An 18,382-nucleotide genomic window follows, 5' to 3' on the forward strand; every position below is an offset into this window, starting at 1 on the left:
TGATTTATATAGGTTTAAATTGTTTTGTTAATGGGTTATCTGTCCTGAATGGCAAAGCGGGTAAACCGTCCTTATTATACAGGTTAGGTCGCATGGCCTCATTCCATCCAAAACGTACTGCAATTGGTTTCTTCAAGCCTTTTGCGGATACAATAATTTTATTGCCCTTGATCTGGGCGTCGGCAGGTATAAACTTCCCATCGGCAGCAGCTATGGTAAAACAATCTAATGCTTTGCCATCTGCACTTAGCAGTCCTTTGCCAATGTGATCAAATTCCAATTCAGCAGTTTTCCCTTTAAGGGTTACCGACTGATAAATGGGGCCTGAATAATTTATCTTTTTACCATAGTTATTGGCCAGGGCCCAAAGGGCTAACCTGCGACCTATCTCCCATTTATAAGTAGGGTGCAAATCCTCGGGATAATCATTTAAATCGGTAGTAACTACAATTCCTGTATTAGGCAACCTTAGTAATTGTGCCTGTGCCTCCCAGAATTCAGGTTCCGTTTCAGCATCTAATACCACCTTACCTTTGGTTGTTGAATAATTAAATGGCGCAATTTGTACATAATAAAATGGCAGTTCGGCTCCTTTGCCAGATACACCGGAAGCATTGCTCCAAGCCGTTCTCCAACTATTGATTAGGGCTTTCATTTTATAACTATAGCTGATCTTCTCCTTTAAAAAGCAATTGGTTTCGCCTTGATACCACAAAAACCCTCGCAAAGCGAAGAGCGTTAATGGTTCAATCATTGGCGTATAAAACTTACCGGGATCATTCCCTACCTTCTGTCCTTCAAAATACCCTGTTTCCAAACTTTCTTTGGGTATCCAGGGTTCAATCGGACTACCACTTACTGCCGAAGAGATGATCCCTATCGGTATATGTAGTTTTTCGTACAACTCTTTGGCAAAGAAATAGCCTGCTGCTGAGAAATTCTTTAAAGCAGGATCCTGAGCGATACTCCAGCTTTTATGGATAGAATCTGGTTTGCTTAGCTCCTTTCTGTTGACTAAAAAGATACGGATTTGGGAGTTATTGGCCCTTTCGAGTTCATCAACTGGGTAACCCAGCTTTTCTTTTAGAGGCTTTTTCACTTTTGCGATCTTGCGCATGCCATACTCCATGTTTGATTGTCCCGAACAAAGCCAAACTTCTCCAACTAAGATATTATCAAGAATGATCGTGTTTGTACCTTTAATGGTCATACTAGCTGGAACCGCAGAAGTTTGTAAAGGTGCTAAAACCACCTTCCATTTGCCATTTGCATCGGTTTGGGTTTGCTTAACCTGACCAGCAAAGCTTACGGTTACAGCTTCACCTGCTGTGCCAAAACCCCAGACATTTAAAGGCTTATCGCGCTGCAAAACCATATTATTAGAAAGAATTTGCGGCAAAAGTATCTTTGCATTGGCCTCAACCATCATTCCCAGTAACGCAATCAACAGAAAATATCTTTTTAAGCCCATCATCCTTTATATTAAAATGCTGCTGTTTTTAATGATTTGATATAGTAAATGGCTTCTTTTACCGGAGTACCAGGATCTTTCAGATCATAATCTTGATCTGTAGGGGTATCTACATCGGGATAACGACGTACATCACCTGTTCTGAACACTACCCGTTCAAATGAAGCTACCGGAACAAACATTAAACGTGTTCCTTTGCTTTCACCGTTTACAAAAATGTTGTACATCCGCTTGTTCATATCCAATTCTACACGAACGTTATATGTTTTTCCAGCTTCGTACTTCATGATTCCAGAATTGCGGTAGCCCACTTTGGCTGTAAACTCGCCATCAGCGCCAAATATCAATCTAGCCGCTGCAGTACCTTTTGCATCCTGAAACTCTATCTGCAATGATCCCGTATTGTTTTGTACTGGCGTTACCGAAAATTCTACGTTTACTTTTCTTGCTGCAGGAATTACCCGATCTGCTTTCGCATAATCATAAGGATCTTTATCTCTTAAGGTAAGTACCTTTGTGCCATCAGGTGCTTTTTCAATTTTCACAGAGGCCCAAAGTGGACTAAAAGTATTCCATAGTTTCAGTTCTTGTCCATCAGGAAGAGAATTGAATGCTTCATTTACAGGGCCAGACACTTTAGCCGTTACCGGCACTGGAACTTTTGCTACCCAGATGTCCTCCTTATTCATACTATAGGTAAGCCACATGTTTCCATCTGTTGGTTTACCATCGGTCTCCGGAATTCCACGGATATACTGCGGCCCATAGGATTTATAATTGCCACCATAACGCATTTGCGATATTTCACCATTTACGAGCAAAAGATCTTTATAATTCAAACCATCATCACTGGTTGAAACCGCTAATGGCCAGCGGAATTCTGAAGGGTTGTACACAATGGCATAACGACCATCTGACGTCCGTTGCCCCCATATTTTAGCATTGCTATTTACCACCCCAGGCGCCCTTAAAGGAGTATACTGCCATGTTTTACCATGATCATTACTTACAGAAGTTAAGGCGTGTTTCCATAAGCCTACTACTTTGCCATTAGCCATGTGATAATAACTAAAAGCCTTTACAGGTCTGTTTAGCGGTATTAAAGGATCATTTCTATCTGCTTCCTCTACCATTTGCTGCATCATCAGCGGACTGGCCAAAATTTCTTTGCAGGCAATTACTAAGCTTTTATCTTTACTACTGGTATACATCGGATAAAGCGTATGCTTCATATCCCAGGTAGAATTCGGTCTCAATAAATAAATTGGACCATAAGTTCCATCTTTTTTAATCTCCCTGATTACCCTGCCTATTCCTTTTCCATCGTTAGGATCATCTGTTTTATCCATAGCAATGCCATAGTAAGCTAAAGCATACAAGCGATCTGCTTTCGAAACATAAAAACCCACACGCTGGTGCATGGTGGCATATAAATCTTTTGCCACCCCAGGAACACCTTCTTTTTTCCATCCATCAGGAATTTTGTAGGGTGGAAAAATAATGTCGGGCTTAGACCAATTGTAGCCATCTTTAGAAGTTTGCAACAAAGTTCTGCTTGGTGGAATGTGCTCTCCTACTGGATCACTTAGGTATTCCAGATAAAATGTATTGTTCCAATAAGCCAACATTGGTGCATGGTTATAAGTCCAGTTTAGTCCATCTGCAAGCTCAGGATGTTCCCTATTTGCACGAAATGTCTGGATATTATGTACCCCTACGGCAGGCACAAGCTGACCATGGTGGTAATCGGCATTAACGATTGTTGTACCGGTATACCGCAAAGTATCTTGTGCTTGTGCCGCTTGTACTGATATGAATAGTACGGAGGCTAACCAAATTCTGTTATATATCTTCATTGTTATTATTTCAATTTATTTGAGCCGTCATCCTGAATTTATTTCAGGACCTCGCACTCACTATTCCACCTTTCTCTTTCGAGATCCTGAAATAAATTCAGGATGACGAAGGCGCTTAATTACTTTCCTACTTACCGGCACTATTGTCCCATGCTTATGCCCCTCCGGAATTACCGTTTCGGCAGAAACATCCTTAAAACTTTTAAAATCACTGGTTTTTATGGCCGCATACCTTTTCTCGCCATAGGCATCATAGTAAATCAACCAATCTTTCCCCAGCTTAACCACGGTTGGGCCTTCAGTAAGCTTACCACTAAATGCTTCCGAAACTCCTGTGTATGGCCCTAAGGCATCTTTACTAGAGGCGACCTTTAAATTCCTGTTTGGCCTGGTATTGTCTTTCAATACCAACACATAATCTTCAGTGGCTTTCTTTACAATAACCGCATCAATTACACTAAATCCCGGATCAAGGAATAACTTTGCCTCACTAAACGTTTTAAAATCCTTAGTGGTAATTGCATACATCCTGTGGTTGTTCTCTTCCTCTTCTACCCCTTTTGCAAAACGATAAGGGATAGTCGATGCCCAAATGATAATAAACTCTTTCTTAACCTCATCATAAAACAATTCTGGTGCCCAAACATTTACTGTTGTCGGCTCATTTTGTAATACAGGAATAAATTGTTGCTCAGACCAATGAATTAAATCTTTAGAGCTGGCATAACCAAAGCCCCTCTCGCCTTTCCAACCACAAGTCCATACCAAATGAAAAACACCATCAGGCCCTTGCACCATCGAAGGATCTCGCATAATCTTTTGCTTTCCAATCTCAGGTTTCAGATAAATCTTATTCAGGTCCACCCACTTATAACCATCATAGCTGTATAACATACGCAATCCTTCATTTGCAGGCTCATGAAAAGAGGTAAACAAATAGCCCTTTTTAGCACAAGAGCTAAATGTTACCACCAAACCAAATAACAAAAACAAACGATAGGTACGTTTCATGCCATTCATCATTATATTTTATCTACAATCAATACCCAATCGTTACCGTTCTTTTCTTCTCCCGGTGGATCGAATTGATGTGTTCCTTTATTTTCAACATCCCCAATAGGGGTCGTTTTCCCATCACCTGGGCTAAACCATGAGGCTTTAACCTGATCACCAGGGAGCACACCCATTTTCAATGGAATATTTCTACCAGTATAGGTGTATACGAAAATGTAATCCTCGCCCTTGGTAGCCATTAATCTATTGTATTTTTCGCCATCACCACCCACTGCACCTACAATTAAGGATTGATCTGGCACTCTATCTAGATAAGCATTTCGAGATAACATCAGATTTTTCAAATACAGCATTTGTCCTGCTCCTGGATCATTTAAAGCTTCCTGCCATGATTTTGTTGCACCATAGGCTGCCGCCTCTTTACTTGCTGGATTATAAAATTGCATTACAGAGTTATCACCATAAGTATAACCAAATGCACCTGCAAAAACCGACCAATAACCATATCTTCTTACATCAGCATCCTTCCATCTTGGCTGTTTTACATCATGTAAACCTTGTGGTATCCCCTCATATGAAGGCTCAGCATCAATTGTCGGCTTAACCACTTTTAGGTTATAATCTTTTTCAATATACTTCCAGTTGTCTTCGCCATAATGCCATTTCTCTTTAGCTGAGGTATCCTGATCGTAGCGACGATGACCCGATTGTGCCATATTAAAATCTAACCATTTGGCATCATGAAACCACTCTGAGGAGCCAGTTCGGCCTCTTGGATGAAAGGTAACCAAGTGATTTGGGTCATTAGCCTGAAGCGTGCTTCCAATCATTTCCCAAACTTTAGCACCTTCGGAGCCTTTGATGTCGCCACCATTTAACCAAATGATGTTGCTTTTATCTTTATACCTTTTGGCTAAAAATTCTGCATATATCTTTGCCTGCTCAAGAGATACTTTCTTGTTCTTCACATTGGTACCCCAAACCGGTACCATCGCCATATAAATACCTTTTTCTTTAGCTTTATCAACCACATAATCAATATGATCCCAGAAATCATACTGTGTAGAATCTGCAAAAGAACTGCCTTCGGTAATCTTTGGCTTAGAGATGTCACCATTTACCAATGAGGAATCGCCATAAATATTTACGGATGGCACACTATGTAATACCATCACTTGCACCACATTAAATCCCTTTTGTTTGCGGTCTTCCAGATATTGATCAGCCTGTTCACGTGTGGTTTTATTAAACAAAAGCCATCCTGTATCACCTAACCAAAAGAATGGTTTGCCATCTTCTGTTAAAAACCTGCCATTCTCTGAAACCTGTAAACCTTTAGAGTCCACAGGTTTCTTGTTAGAAGCGCAACCAAACAGCGCTAACGAGATCATGGCAAATAAGAGTCCCCTTTTATTCATTGTAATAATATTTTTAAATTTTGTTGATGAAAACTACTTCGTCTCCTGATGAAAGTTTCTTTAATTCGATGACAGATCCACCTTTGATCTTTTCCTCATTAACCATAGCACCGCTACGTGGATCGATACGTTTTACAGTATAATTACCGGCAGCAGCGCTTAGATCGATCTTTAATGAAGCTGCTGAATTGTTATAGTATATATATGCTTTACCAGGGTTTGCCAAAGCATACTGTCCGGCATGCGCCCCTGTCATTGCAGCAGACTTCATTCCTGCAGCTGCCGAAAGCAAAGTACTGTTAAAACCAGGAATATCTGACAGCGATCCACCAGCCATAAAAATAGCCCAACCAAAAGCATCATAACTATCTCCCGAATAGATAACTGCTTTTTCAGGATATTGTAAACGGTATTCTGAAACTGCATGGTATACCTGTTCAAATGATGTCTTTTTAGGTTTTAGTAATCGTGCATGTTGACGTGGAGCCAGATTCTGTCCACCTTGCGGCGCATATGCTGTTCCGTCGGCCTGATAATGCCAATAACGAATGTCGATCAGATCAACCATAGCTGCTCTGTCTTTATCAGCAAGGATCGCATCTTGTACATCCTTAGTCGTGCTTAAACCAATTACTGGATGTTTACCTGTTTCTTTTTCCCATTCCTTTATAGTATCAATCCAAAACTGCACAAAATGCAAAGGGCCAGTAAATTCTGCTCCTATCAATTGGATTACCCCAGTGTTGTCCTTGAAATTATCCAAACACTTGCGGATATAGGCACGGTGTAATTCTCTACGAGTTGGATTGGTAATGTCGTAATACTGTTCGGCCATAAATATGCGCTTATCTCCCGCATAAGGAACCGGTTCTGGAAAACCAGTATTATTGATGTTATTGGCGGTACGCCATGGATAATCCGCATAATGCGCTCCAGCTTCTATAATGTTGTGCTGAAAATAGTTCTGGTGAATCAGTACCAAACTTTTTTGATCGGCTAGATCAGCAAACTGTTTAAGCCTGTCCCAATACCATAAGTTATATTTCGTCAAGTCGTATTTACTTAAACCATCCCAGGCTTTATCTTGCCCACTTCTGGCAAAAGGCAATTCATAAAAAGGTGTCCAAACCTCCCCGTCCATCCTCCTGATGCGTTCATGATCGTCACGACGGCGATCATACCACAACCCATAGTTGTGATCTAAAATCTTTACTGTTCCATTTTGCATAGAATCAGTGGCTTGATCAAGGTCGTCCGTTAAACCTTTTCCTGAACGTCCGGGAACAAAACGGGTAATATGCGGTTTAGTGCTTTTCAAGCCATATGGTCTTGCGCTTCCATTCCACCATTGTACATCCTGCCTATCTCCGGTTACTACCGCATTGCCACGTACCAACCAGCCATTACTTAACAACATTGCCGCTGCCAATCGAGATTGTACTGGTTTTTCTATCCCAATCTTATCTATACTTTTAGCTGAACCAACAGCTGTATTTATCTTTTGTCTTTGGGATGCCTGATCTATATATTCTATAAGGGTCATTGCAGGCTTAACAGATAACTTCGTTAATTTCATAGCAACATCTACAGGTGGACTACTAGAAGCCTCGGTTTCCACAGGCATAATAAATGCGCACGAATCTGCTTCTACTCCTATTCTGTCTTTTAATTGCGCATAATATAAACTACGTGGCTGAATCTGTTCGTTCGACATATCCCAATACCCATCCCCGGCAAACTGTGCCCAGGTACCAAAAGCCCAGTTTTGTGCTGTTGGTGGTTGATAGCAATCTACTCTTGCCGCTGTACACTGCCAAAAAACACTATTTGCTGCAGCCCATCCAGCCCCCTGTCCATCTTGTCCACGGTTCATAAAACTCAGCGCTTGTCCATCAATGTTTACCACATCAAACAATACTCCTGATGCCCAACTGTCGATTGCCCCACTAAAGCTAAATGGCAAATAGGCTTGACACTGAACAAAAGCATTAGGGCCTGGCGCACAAAAACCTGTTGCAAAGTCATGATAACCATATTCAGAATAAAGTCTTTGAAACAAGGTTTGGCCACCGGTAGTTAAAAAAGTATACCTGCGTTCACCGCCAATCTCCGAGACGGGAGCTAATGATTTACAATCCTCTACGGTAATTCTGTTTGCCGTTTCCTGAACAGTTACAACCGAACCTGCAAAATGTTCAAATACCACTTGTCTTACCCATGCGTCTTTAACATTTTCTAATGAAATACCTGTCCAGCGATGGTATTCATCTTTAGGATTATGCTCATCATAAGCAGATACAAATCTTAAATTTTCTACTCCGGAATTCGAAATTCTGCCATTCCATGTATATTTTGATACAGTGGCTTCACCATAATCTGCATCCAGTGCAGTCGTTAAAGGTGCATCTAAAGTTAATTCACTACCATTTATGGCAACTACTTTCCTATCCCAATTGATATCTCGCTGTCCAGGTTTCCATCCCAGTGAAGTAATGCCTCCGCCAAAATGATCTGTTCCCAGCACATCAATCCAGTTTTTTGTCGATGCCCGCCGTACGATCACCTGGTCGCCCTTTTTAAATGCTGAAGCATTAGCTAGTATAACTTTCAAGGCATTCACAGGAACATACTTATCTGTAATGATAACTGGCTTTTCTTTCACACGGTCATCCTTCCCTAAAACACGCAACACACCTAGCCGATCCAGTCCTGTGGCATATAAAATCGTTCCGTCTGTCTCCATGCCGCTACCACGCAAAACCACCCCGGAAGCCCCGATTTTCAGCGTACCCGCCACCTCATACTTCCCTTTTTGCAGTAAAACAGCTCCTCTCAAACCATCTTTTCCTACAGGCAAAGAAGCCACATAGTTTATGGCCGACTGGATTCTTAGCGTTGCATCGCCTTCCTTAACAGGCACGACAACCTTCACCAAGGCATCAGGAATGGCCTTTTCACCAGCCATGAAACCTACATAAGAAAAATCGGGGATACGGTTACCTTTTTCATCAGGTGTATAGTTCAGTTTGCCATCTTTACCTTTAAATATGGGCTTGGGTGGCTCAACTACTTTTACTTTTTGTGCAAGTACAGGACTTACATTTAAACAAACCAAAAATGCATAAAGCAAAGCGGGCCTTACTTTTTCCATGCATTGCTTTTTTAAAGAATGTTGATTTGTCAGTATCATATTTGGTTAAAGATGTTGAATTAAGGAATGATTTTATGGTTTCACCTCTTTTAAAGATACCACACTATTGAGGTAATTTTCAATATTTGAATAACCATTTTTAGTGATCTTTGTTGCATCAGACGCATCTTTAGGGTTTAAGCCATTTTTAACTTCCCATGTATCAGGCATACCATCATTGTCAGAATCTTTGTAAGGCGTGCCTTTGTATTCTGGATATCCACCCACCTGACTGATATCAGATATGATACCTTTCTTATAAGAATCTTCAGGTAAACGACGTTTCACATACGATTTACCCAATCCTGTTTTGCCACCATCAATATAAGAAATCTTACCTGTCTTCACCTGCTCAATAATTCTTTTATCTACCACATCTCGAACAGGCAAATTTGCACCAACATTCATGAGGGTATAATCATAAGCCTTACGAGTATCCAATATAGTTACTTTAGCCATGGGCATAGGTTTGTCTACACGCATAGAGTCTAATAAACTTTGTTTATTGGCTACACCTTCAACCTGTACACCACCATCCCAGTTATTCTTAGTTACCTTTTCATTGCCTTCAATAATATTCCCATTGATATAAGCCTTTCCAAACACATGGGCATACCGTTTATCTCTTCCACTTTCAGGTTTTAAAATCCGATAGGCAATAGGCTGATCTAAGGGGGTAATCGGTCCTGGCTTGTAGTAATTGTTGATAAAATTATAGAAGGAATTATTATCTCCCCCATCCGCACTTCGGTTCCGCCAGTTGAATATTACATTGTTTACAAAACCAAAATCACCGTACATACCCACCGAAGGGTTGCGACTAATATTGGATGCCCAAAGGTTTCGCATAAACGTACTATTTAAACCACCTATTGTACTGCCAAAAGCATGGTTGTAGGTATCTAGTGCTTCAGAAAATATAGAATTTTGTATGGTTACATTTACTGTAGGTAGCTTGATGGGTTTTGAACCATCTTTTGGATCATATACATGCCTGTAGATAGACATATTTTCGTCTAATCCCCAGCTTGCTGACACATGATCCATAATGATATTTCCTACAGGGTTACCACCAATGGCATCATCTCTACGAGTCACATCAGTTGCTCCACGACGGAAACGCATGTAGCGGATCACCACATCATGTGTATTCATCCATACAGACTCCCCAGCCACGCATACGCCATCTCCGGGAGCTGTTTGCCCTGCAATAGTGATATAAGGCGCGCGAATAATCAGGGGCGTTTTCAGTTTAATGATACCTGCTACATTGAATACAACGATGCGGGCACCACCTTGCTCACAAGCTTCTCGCAGCGAGCCAGGACCTGAATCCGCCAATGTAGTCACTACGTAGACTTTACCACCACGACCACCGAATGATAATGCACCACCACCTTCTGCTCCAGGAAATGCAGGTATTTTTGCTTGTGGAAGATCAGATGGTTTAGCTGCCCATGGAATAAACGGCTTACCATTTTTTGTGTCACGATCTAGAATAGATTTAACTTTTTCGAACTGAAGATCTGAATTGTGCTCAATAACCGCTAAAATAGAATCGGCTTTAGCTTCCATTGCCGGCGGAATTACCGGATATTGTGCAAAGACATTATTTCCAATTCCAACAGCGGCAACCGCCAATATCAAAGAAAATACTTTCATGTTATTATGGCTTAACGGTTTTTACTGGAACAACACTATTTAAATAAACTTCGATATTTGAGTAACCACTTTTTGTGATTTTAGCTGCATCTGAAGCATCTTTAGGATTTAATCCGTTTTTTGTCTCATAGCTATCTGGCATACCATCATTATCCGAATCTTTATATGGTGTTCCTTTATATTCTGGGTACCCACCTACTTGACTGATATCAGTAATGATTCCCATTTTATAAGAATCTTTTGGCAATCTGCGGTGCTCAAAATCTGGCTTATCTGATAGTTTAACATTAGCAGCGTAAGTAATTTTACCCGTTCTCACCTGCTCAATTACACGTGTATCCACGGCATCACGTTTAGGTAAAGTAGCACCAACATTGGCTAGTACGTATTTATGGGCCTCCATTGTTGGTAAAATGGTCATTTCTGCCATTGGGAAAGGTTTTTTAACCCGCATCGCAGCAAAATATGATTTCGCCTGCTCGTAAGTCATCAGGTTACCTTTCTTATCTTCTAACTGCACACCACCGTCCCAGTTGTCTTTAGTTACTTTTTCATTGCCTTCAATGATGTTTCCTTCTACATAAGCTCTTCCAAATACTACATAAGGCAATTTGCTCCTGCCGGATTCAGGTTTTAATATTCTATAACTGATTGGATCCTTTAATGAAGTTACCGGACCTGGTTTATAATAATTGTTGATAATATTATACATAGCTGTATAATCGCCACCATCTGTTGAACGATTGTTCCAGTTAAAGATCACATTATTAGCAAAATTAAAGATGCCATTCCATCCGATTGATGGGTTACGGGCACCATTATCTGCCCAAAGGTTACGCATAAAGTTACAGTTCTCACCCCCCAGAGTACTACCAAAGGCATGATTCCAGGTATCTAAAGCTTCAGAGAAGATAGAGTTCTGAATAGTAATATTTACAGTCGCCAACTTAACTTCGGTTTTACCTGTGCTATCGTTGTACATGTGGCGGTACATAGACATATTTTCATCTAGTCCCCAGCTTGCCGATACGTGGTCAATCATGATGTTACCTACCGGGTTTCCTCCAATAGCATCATCCCTACGCCCCACAAAGGTTTCACCCCTTCTGAAACGCATAAAACGAACAATCACATCATGAGTGTTTAACCAAACCGACTCACCAGCCACACAAACTCCGTCACCAGGAGCAGTCTGACCTGAAATGGTAATGTAAGGTGCTCTTATAATTAAAGGTGTTTTAATGCGGATAATTCCTGATACATTAAATACGACAATCCTTGCTCCCCCCTGCTCGCAGGCATCGCGCAAAGAACCGGGACCGCTATCGTTTAGATTGGAAACGACAATTACACGACCACCACGACCACCAAAACTATGAGCACCACCACCTTCAGCACCCGGAAAAGCCAAAAGTTCTGATTGTGGAAGATCTACCGGGCGGCCTGCCCATGGAACATAAGGTTTCCCCTCTTTAGCTTCTTTTTCTATAATAGGAAGTGCTTTTTGCCACGCAAGGTCTGATTGGCGGTAAGCTTCTTTCATCATATCTTCTGATTCTTTTTTAATATCAGACGGTATGTTAGGATATTGTGCGAAAGCTGAGGGTGCCGCAACAACAAGTGCCGCAGAAAATACGAAGTGCAAAAATCTCTTTTTCATCAATGTCTCGAATAATTGAACAACAAAAAGTACGCAATTAATTTATATATAAAAAATATATTCAACTATAAATACGAAATCAGTCTGACATGTTCGGTTTATAAATTTGGTTAGATGCTATATTAATTCAAAAATGCGATCTATAAAATGGCTTTTACTATAGCATTTTTTCTAGCTATTGTACAATCTTATCAGATTGATTTTATATGCGTCAGAATAACGTTTTATGTCGCGGAGATGTTACAAGCGGAGCGCTAAAACAGATTAAAACTCCAATGAAAAAAGGGTGATCATGATTTATGATACACCCTCGATAAAAATTTCCCGAACTCTATTTTAAAAGTCGAATACTAATCCAGTGTTAAGACTACTTCTAGCGCTTCTAATGGTTTGTCCCTGATTTTCTTTAAGAAAATCTGTAATGCCACTTTGGCTATCGGCTTCAAATATAATTTTCACCCTTTTTGCAATAGGAATTTTAACACCTATGCCGAATGCTAACCCAAAATCAGTATTGTTTGAAAATTCTTTTAAATCCATATTAAACGCTGTTTCTTTAGCGCTCAATAAAATTCCTGCATAAGGACCAAAATTCAGATACCAATTTCTTTTTTTACCAAAGTGCCAGTTTGCCATAACTGGAATCGTCAAATAATCTAAGCGATAATTGGTCGCAAAACTCTGTCCATTATCCGTGTTTGTTATATAACCCTTATCCCAACCTTTTTGATCGTAAGTTAATTTTGCTTTAATACTCCATCTATCTGAAAAAAAGTAGTCGCCAACGGCACCAACATTAAATCCACTTCTATAACTAGTATTCGTCATTGAACCACTTGTTACAGTTGCAGCATTATAACCTACGTTGAATCCAAACTCAAAACTACCTTTTTCTTGTGCAAATGCAGTAAAACAGGTTCCTGCCAATAGTAAAACTGTAAATAATTTTCTCATATATTTTATTTCGTTAATTAAGATGCCCCGAATATATAAACTTATACCAATAATTTAACAATAAACATTTCATAATATGAGAACTACTTTCTTAAAAATAACCACCAACAAAAAAGCTGCTACCTTTCGATAACAGCCTTTTGTGTCTAGCTATGTAAATTGAATTTATTCTAATAACCAGGGTTCTGGAATCCAGCTGGATTACTAATCGCATCAATTTGCCCTTGTGGGATCGGTCTCAATCCGTGTGTACTGTCTATAAAATATTGCCCTACATCTGGGTTCTTTTGTGTCAAGTAAGTTTTGTTCAGCTTTCCAGTACGTTTCAAATCATACCATCTGGTATACTCACCACAAAGTTCTCTAGCTCTTTCATCAAGCAAGAATTGCACAGAGATATCTCCAGCATTAACTTGTTGCCCCACTACCCTGCTGCGCAATGCATTAACAAATCCAGCTGCAGTTCCGTTTGCTCCACGCAGGTAAAACTCAGCTTCTGCAGCAATCAGGTACACTTCACCTAGGCGCATTACCGTTGCAAAAGCATCACTAGTATAATTATTAGCTTTCGGACTGATGAGTGAGCCTGAGTTAAACTTTGTTAAAGAAGGATAAAAACGGATAAAAGGATTTTCTACTTCTCCTGGAGCCTGGTTTACCCTTGTATATTTCATTTTAACTTTTTGGTCGTCACCATATAAATCTTTGTAATCAACAACGATATATTTCTGAGCTAATCTTGTAGCCTGTTCCGCAGTGTAACCAGCTTCCTCAGGGCGTATAATTTTAATCGACAGCTCAGCAGTTGCAACTGTAGTGCCTGCAGGTACCGCAGCACCTACCCGATCAAACTGCCTGATGGCATCTGCATTCCAGCTGTAATTTGTATTAGCGGTCCAGCTGGTTTGAAACGACAACGCATATCTTGGATCCAGGCTTCCGTCAGGATTCTTAAATACATCCATCAGGTATTTTGTTGGCATAAAGTTACCACCTGACCAGCGACCCACCACAGTTTCAAATCCTCCTGATACAATCGCCCCAAATGCCGTTGGCGTACAATAAAAACGCTTAAAGTCGTTATTATGATCATAAAGGTTTGTAGAACCATAATTTTGTGAATAAGGAAGCTGGTAAAGTGCTTCAAGGTTATTTTTATTATTTGCTGCATTAAAATTGTCAACAAAGTTATTGTACAGACGTGTGTTATAAGTGGCTGGTGCATCTATTAGCTTTTTAGCAGCAGTAATTGCTTCTTCCAGGTATTTATCCGTTCCATATTCCTTAGTCTGAAGGCAAGCTTTTGCTAGAAGACCAAGAGCCGATTTTTTTGACGGGCGTCCTGCTTGAGCAACTGTTACGGTAGTAGGCAGATTGTCAACGGCAAAACGTAGATCAGGTAGAATGACTTTTTCATAAACTTCCAGCTGTGAAGTACGGAATGACTCTAAAACAGGTGCATCGGTTTCTGTAGTACTTAGTGGAATTGCACCAAATTGCTCCACCAGGTGGAAATAATACAATGCTCTTAAAAAGTGAGCTTCGGCAACAAGTGCATTCTTTTCCTGCTCACTGCTAAAATCCTGTACCTCGTTTGCCCTTAGGATAACGACATTGCAATAGTTGATGGCATCGTACGCGCCATTCCAGTAGTCTTTTGCCATATCAATCGACATTGCACCGCCAGAAGCATACTTCATGTAATTTTGATTGTTGTTGGTATTAAGATCAGCGGTCCAGATATCCGTTCCACCTTCCGTCACCAGTAGTAAGTTACGTCCATAGAAATATCTTGACAAGTCAAAATAACAACTGGCTACCAGCTTATTGAATCCAGCTTTGTTAGCCGCAACTTTATCTACCGTTACCCCCGAAGGATTTATCTCTTCCAGTGAACAAGAACCGGTAAATAGTCCCAGTCCTAGCATGGCAATGTATATATTTTTGATCTTCATGTCTGTAAAAAATTAAAATGTAACGTTTAGTCCGAGTACAAACTGTTTAGTTAAGGGAAAATTATCAGAACCATTTGTTTCCGGATCCTGATACTTTAACAAATCACTTTTGGTAAAGATGAATGGATTGTTTGCTGTAGCATAAAAACGAAGTTTTTGCAATGCAACTTTCTTCGATAAACCTTTTGGCAAAGTATAACCCAGAGTGAGGTTTCTGATTTTAAAGAAAGATCCGTTTACATATTTTAAGGCATCAAAACCTATATAACCAGATGTGCTGGAATGAATTCCAGGTCTTGGTAAATATGCACCTGGATTTTCAGGTGTCCAATAATCAATATCATCAGGGCTATTTCCTGTAGTTGCACTAATCGGATTGTAGCGTGTAATCAGGTTACTCGCAATCATTTGCCCCCAACGCGCAGTAAGCATTACGCTGGCATCAAAATTCTTATATCTAAAATTATTCTGTAAACCAGCTGTCCAGTCAGGAACCTCAGAACCTAATACAACCTTGTCAGTGGCACTATAGGGATGCTTTCCATCAGCATTAAATGTACCATCAGTAGCCACCTTAATGTCGCCAGGTTCAGAATTATACTTTGCCGCCTCTACCGCTTCATTTTCTTGCCAGATGCCTAAGTATTTATAGTCGTAGTGTGCCGTTAGCGGTTGACCGTAAAAAAACTTACTTGATATCAGGTCTTTACCTCCAGGAAGTGAGGTAATTTTTTCTTTATTGGTTGCAAAAGTAAATGTACTGCCCCATGAAAAATTGTCGCGTTCGATATTGCGTGTGCTGACCAGGATCTCTAATCCCTTATTGTTCATTTCACCGATATTTTGCCAAATCTTAAATGGCGCCCCCCATGACCCACCAAGAGAAGCTGGAAGATCCCGCTGGTACAACATGTCTTTCGTATCAGTATTATACCAATCCACCGTCAGATTTACAATGCCTTTAAAAAATTCAGCATCCAAACCTATATTGGTATTGTAAGATTTTTCCCAACCCAGTTCCCTGTTTGCCAGCAACTGGTTCAGAATAAATGTAGGGGCAGCAACATCTCCAAAGCCAACTGGCCGTGGTGCATTATAGCCTCCTGCCTGTGTCCCATAAGCAAGTACACCTCCTGAGTTTCCTGTTACACCATATCCTATGCGAAGTTTAAGACTGGATAGACTTTTAACTTCTTTAAAGAAATCTTCATCGCTAATTCTCCAGGCAACAGCACCTGCAGGAAACGAGTCCCATTTGTGCCCTACAGATAATCTGGATACACCATCCCAACGGTTAGACAATGACAATAGGTATTTACCTTTATAGTTATAGTTCATTCTACCTACGAATGACGTGGATTGATCCTGCATATAGGCCGAATTGATAATTGCTGATGTTCCGGCACTGAGGTTATGGTAAGAATAGGAATCCATATCAAATCCAGAAGCACCTGCAGAATTACTTTCAGTCCGGTTTTTAGCAAGAGAGGTTACGCCAGTAACGCTAAAATGGTGGTTATCTTTGATGTCAAAATCATAAGTCAGGATATTTTCCCAACGATAATTGACCGTTCTCTGGTTCTCAATTACTGCAGCAGGGATTTTATAACCCGCCACGGGATTAGCAATAGATTGAGTTCCAAAGTATTTCCCATTCCTGGAAGACACTAAAGTAGTTCCAATCACTGAACGGAAAGATAAACCGTTGATGGGTTTAACTTCCAGATAAGCATTACCCGCAAAATAGGTATTTAAGGTATTGTTTTCATATTGGTTTTCGATCTGATCAGACAATGGGTTGGTAACGCCTTCCACAGGTTTATTGTTGATCTTTCCATTAGCATCAAAGGCATCTCCCAGCGGAGCGAAGGTAAGACTGTTTCCGAAAATATTCTGGGCAGCCGCATCATTGTCAGTATAGGTTAACTGCAAATTGGTTCCTACCTTAAAAATCTTAGATAAGGTATGATCTATATTCGCACGTACCGCATACTTTTTATTCTGATCATTTTTGATCAAGCCTTGTTCATTGTTATAGTTTAAAGACAGGTAAGCTTTTGTTTTTTCTGTTCCTCCGGTAACGGCCACGCTATAATTCTGCTGTGTTCCATCTCTCAGGGCCAAATCTACCCAGTCTACCCATTTACCGGCTTCGTATGCGGCAAGCTGACCCGGTATGGTAAAAATGTTACTCATAAACTCGGGATAAACATCATTAGCTCCACGATAAGCTTCACGCTTCAACTTGATATAATTGTCTCCGGTAAGCCCGTGCGGATATTTAGGAAACCCATTATATCCAAAGAAAGAATCAAAGCTGATGGTGCTACTTCCTGCTTTTCCTTTTTTAGTGGTGATCATTACCACCCCGTTTGCTCCAGCGGAACCATATATCGCAGTAGACGAAGCATCTTTCAACACATCAATCGACTCAATGTCATTCGGATTAAGCTCAGCATAACTACCTTGAATACCATCAATGATGTACAAAGGGTCATTGCTACCAAAAGCTGAACGGTTACCTCTGAGTCTGATTTTTGGGCTCGATCCCGATTTACCCGAAAGTGTCGTGATATCCATACCCGATACTTTTCCTTGCAGGGCATTCATCGCATTAGCAGTTGGTGTAAGGACAATATCATCTGCTTTTACGGAGGATACAGCACCGGTAAGATCACGTTTTTTCACTGTACCATAACCAACTACAATCACTTCATCCAAATCTGAAGTTTCATCTGCAAGTGTGACTGAAATAGTTGTTTTACCAGCAGCTGGTATTTCCTGAGTTTTGTAACCCATCATACTAATGACTAGCGTCTCAGCTCCACTGGGCAGGTTCAATCTAAAAGCACCGTTTGCATCGGTTGATGTACCAGTACTAGTCCCTTTAATTTTAACACTCGCACCAGGAAGGGGTTGCCCTTTGCTATCTTTGATTGTTCCTGTAATGTTTACCTGGTGGAAAAACATGCCACCCTTGTCAGCACTTTTAATATTGGATTCTGCTGCAAAACTTGATACGGGTAAAAAAAGTGCCATGACCAAAGGAGCCCATATCCCCTTTAATCCCTTGCTTTTAAAAAGCGGTTTTTGTTTCATACTTCTTCTCGTCAAACGATTTAAAATTTGGTAGTTTTCTTTGTATTTCTAATAAAAGAGTGCGGAATTGATGGTCAGTTTATCCGAAGACAAAAATCATCGT

At 40.4% G+C, this 18,382-nt stretch carries 10 protein-coding genes; all 10 read right to left on the reverse strand.

The window, feature by feature from the left end:
* Positions 1-4: 4 nt before the first annotated feature.
* Positions 5-1,474 (reverse strand): sialate O-acetylesterase, encoded by a 1,470-nt coding sequence (locus EZ444_RS01470; protein WP_225874595.1) that lies wholly within the window; start codon positions 1,472-1,474, stop codon positions 5-7.
* Positions 1,475-1,482: 8 nt separating this feature from the next.
* Entirely contained in the window at positions 1,483-3,327 is a 1,845-nt protein-coding gene (locus EZ444_RS01475) for an exo-alpha-sialidase (protein WP_131606515.1), read from the reverse strand.
* A gap of 60 nt (positions 3,328-3,387) precedes the next feature.
* Complete coding sequence (locus EZ444_RS01480; RefSeq protein WP_165503489.1) at positions 3,388-4,338, reverse strand: glycoside hydrolase family 43 protein; 951 nt, start codon at positions 4,336-4,338, stop codon at positions 3,388-3,390.
* 11 nt (positions 4,339-4,349) lie between these two features.
* On the reverse strand, positions 4,350-5,759 hold the full coding sequence (locus tag EZ444_RS01485) for a glycoside hydrolase family 140 protein (RefSeq protein ID WP_131606519.1): 1,410 nt from the start codon (positions 5,757-5,759) through the stop codon (positions 4,350-4,352).
* Between the two features lie 13 nt (positions 5,760-5,772).
* A complete protein-coding gene (locus EZ444_RS01490; protein ID WP_225874596.1) occupies positions 5,773-8,910 on the reverse strand; it encodes a DUF6298 domain-containing protein in 3,138 nt (1,045 codons plus the stop codon).
* 72 nt (positions 8,911-8,982) lie between these two features.
* Positions 8,983-10,611 carry a polysaccharide lyase gene (locus tag EZ444_RS01495; protein ID WP_131606522.1) on the reverse strand — a complete coding sequence of 543 codons (1,629 nt, stop codon included), beginning with the start codon at positions 10,609-10,611 and terminating at the stop codon, positions 8,983-8,985.
* A gap of 4 nt (positions 10,612-10,615) precedes the next feature.
* Entirely contained in the window at positions 10,616-12,271 is a 1,656-nt protein-coding gene (locus EZ444_RS01500) for a pectate lyase family protein (protein WP_131606524.1), read from the reverse strand.
* Between the two features lie 336 nt (positions 12,272-12,607).
* Entirely contained in the window at positions 12,608-13,225 is a 618-nt protein-coding gene (locus EZ444_RS01505) for a porin family protein (RefSeq protein ID WP_131606526.1), read from the reverse strand.
* A 170-nt stretch (positions 13,226-13,395) separates the two neighbouring features.
* Positions 13,396-15,180, reverse strand: coding sequence for a RagB/SusD family nutrient uptake outer membrane protein (locus EZ444_RS01510; RefSeq protein ID WP_131606529.1), 1,785 nt, complete (start codon positions 15,178-15,180; stop codon positions 13,396-13,398).
* 12 nt (positions 15,181-15,192) lie between these two features.
* Positions 15,193-18,279 (reverse strand): SusC/RagA family TonB-linked outer membrane protein, encoded by a 3,087-nt coding sequence (locus EZ444_RS01515; RefSeq protein WP_131606531.1) that lies wholly within the window; start codon positions 18,277-18,279, stop codon positions 15,193-15,195.
* Positions 18,280-18,382: the final 103 nt, after the last annotated feature.

Source organism: Pedobacter hiemivivus (assembly GCF_004331685.1).
In the GTDB taxonomy this organism is placed as follows: domain Bacteria; phylum Bacteroidota; class Bacteroidia; order Sphingobacteriales; family Sphingobacteriaceae; genus Pedobacter; species Pedobacter hiemivivus.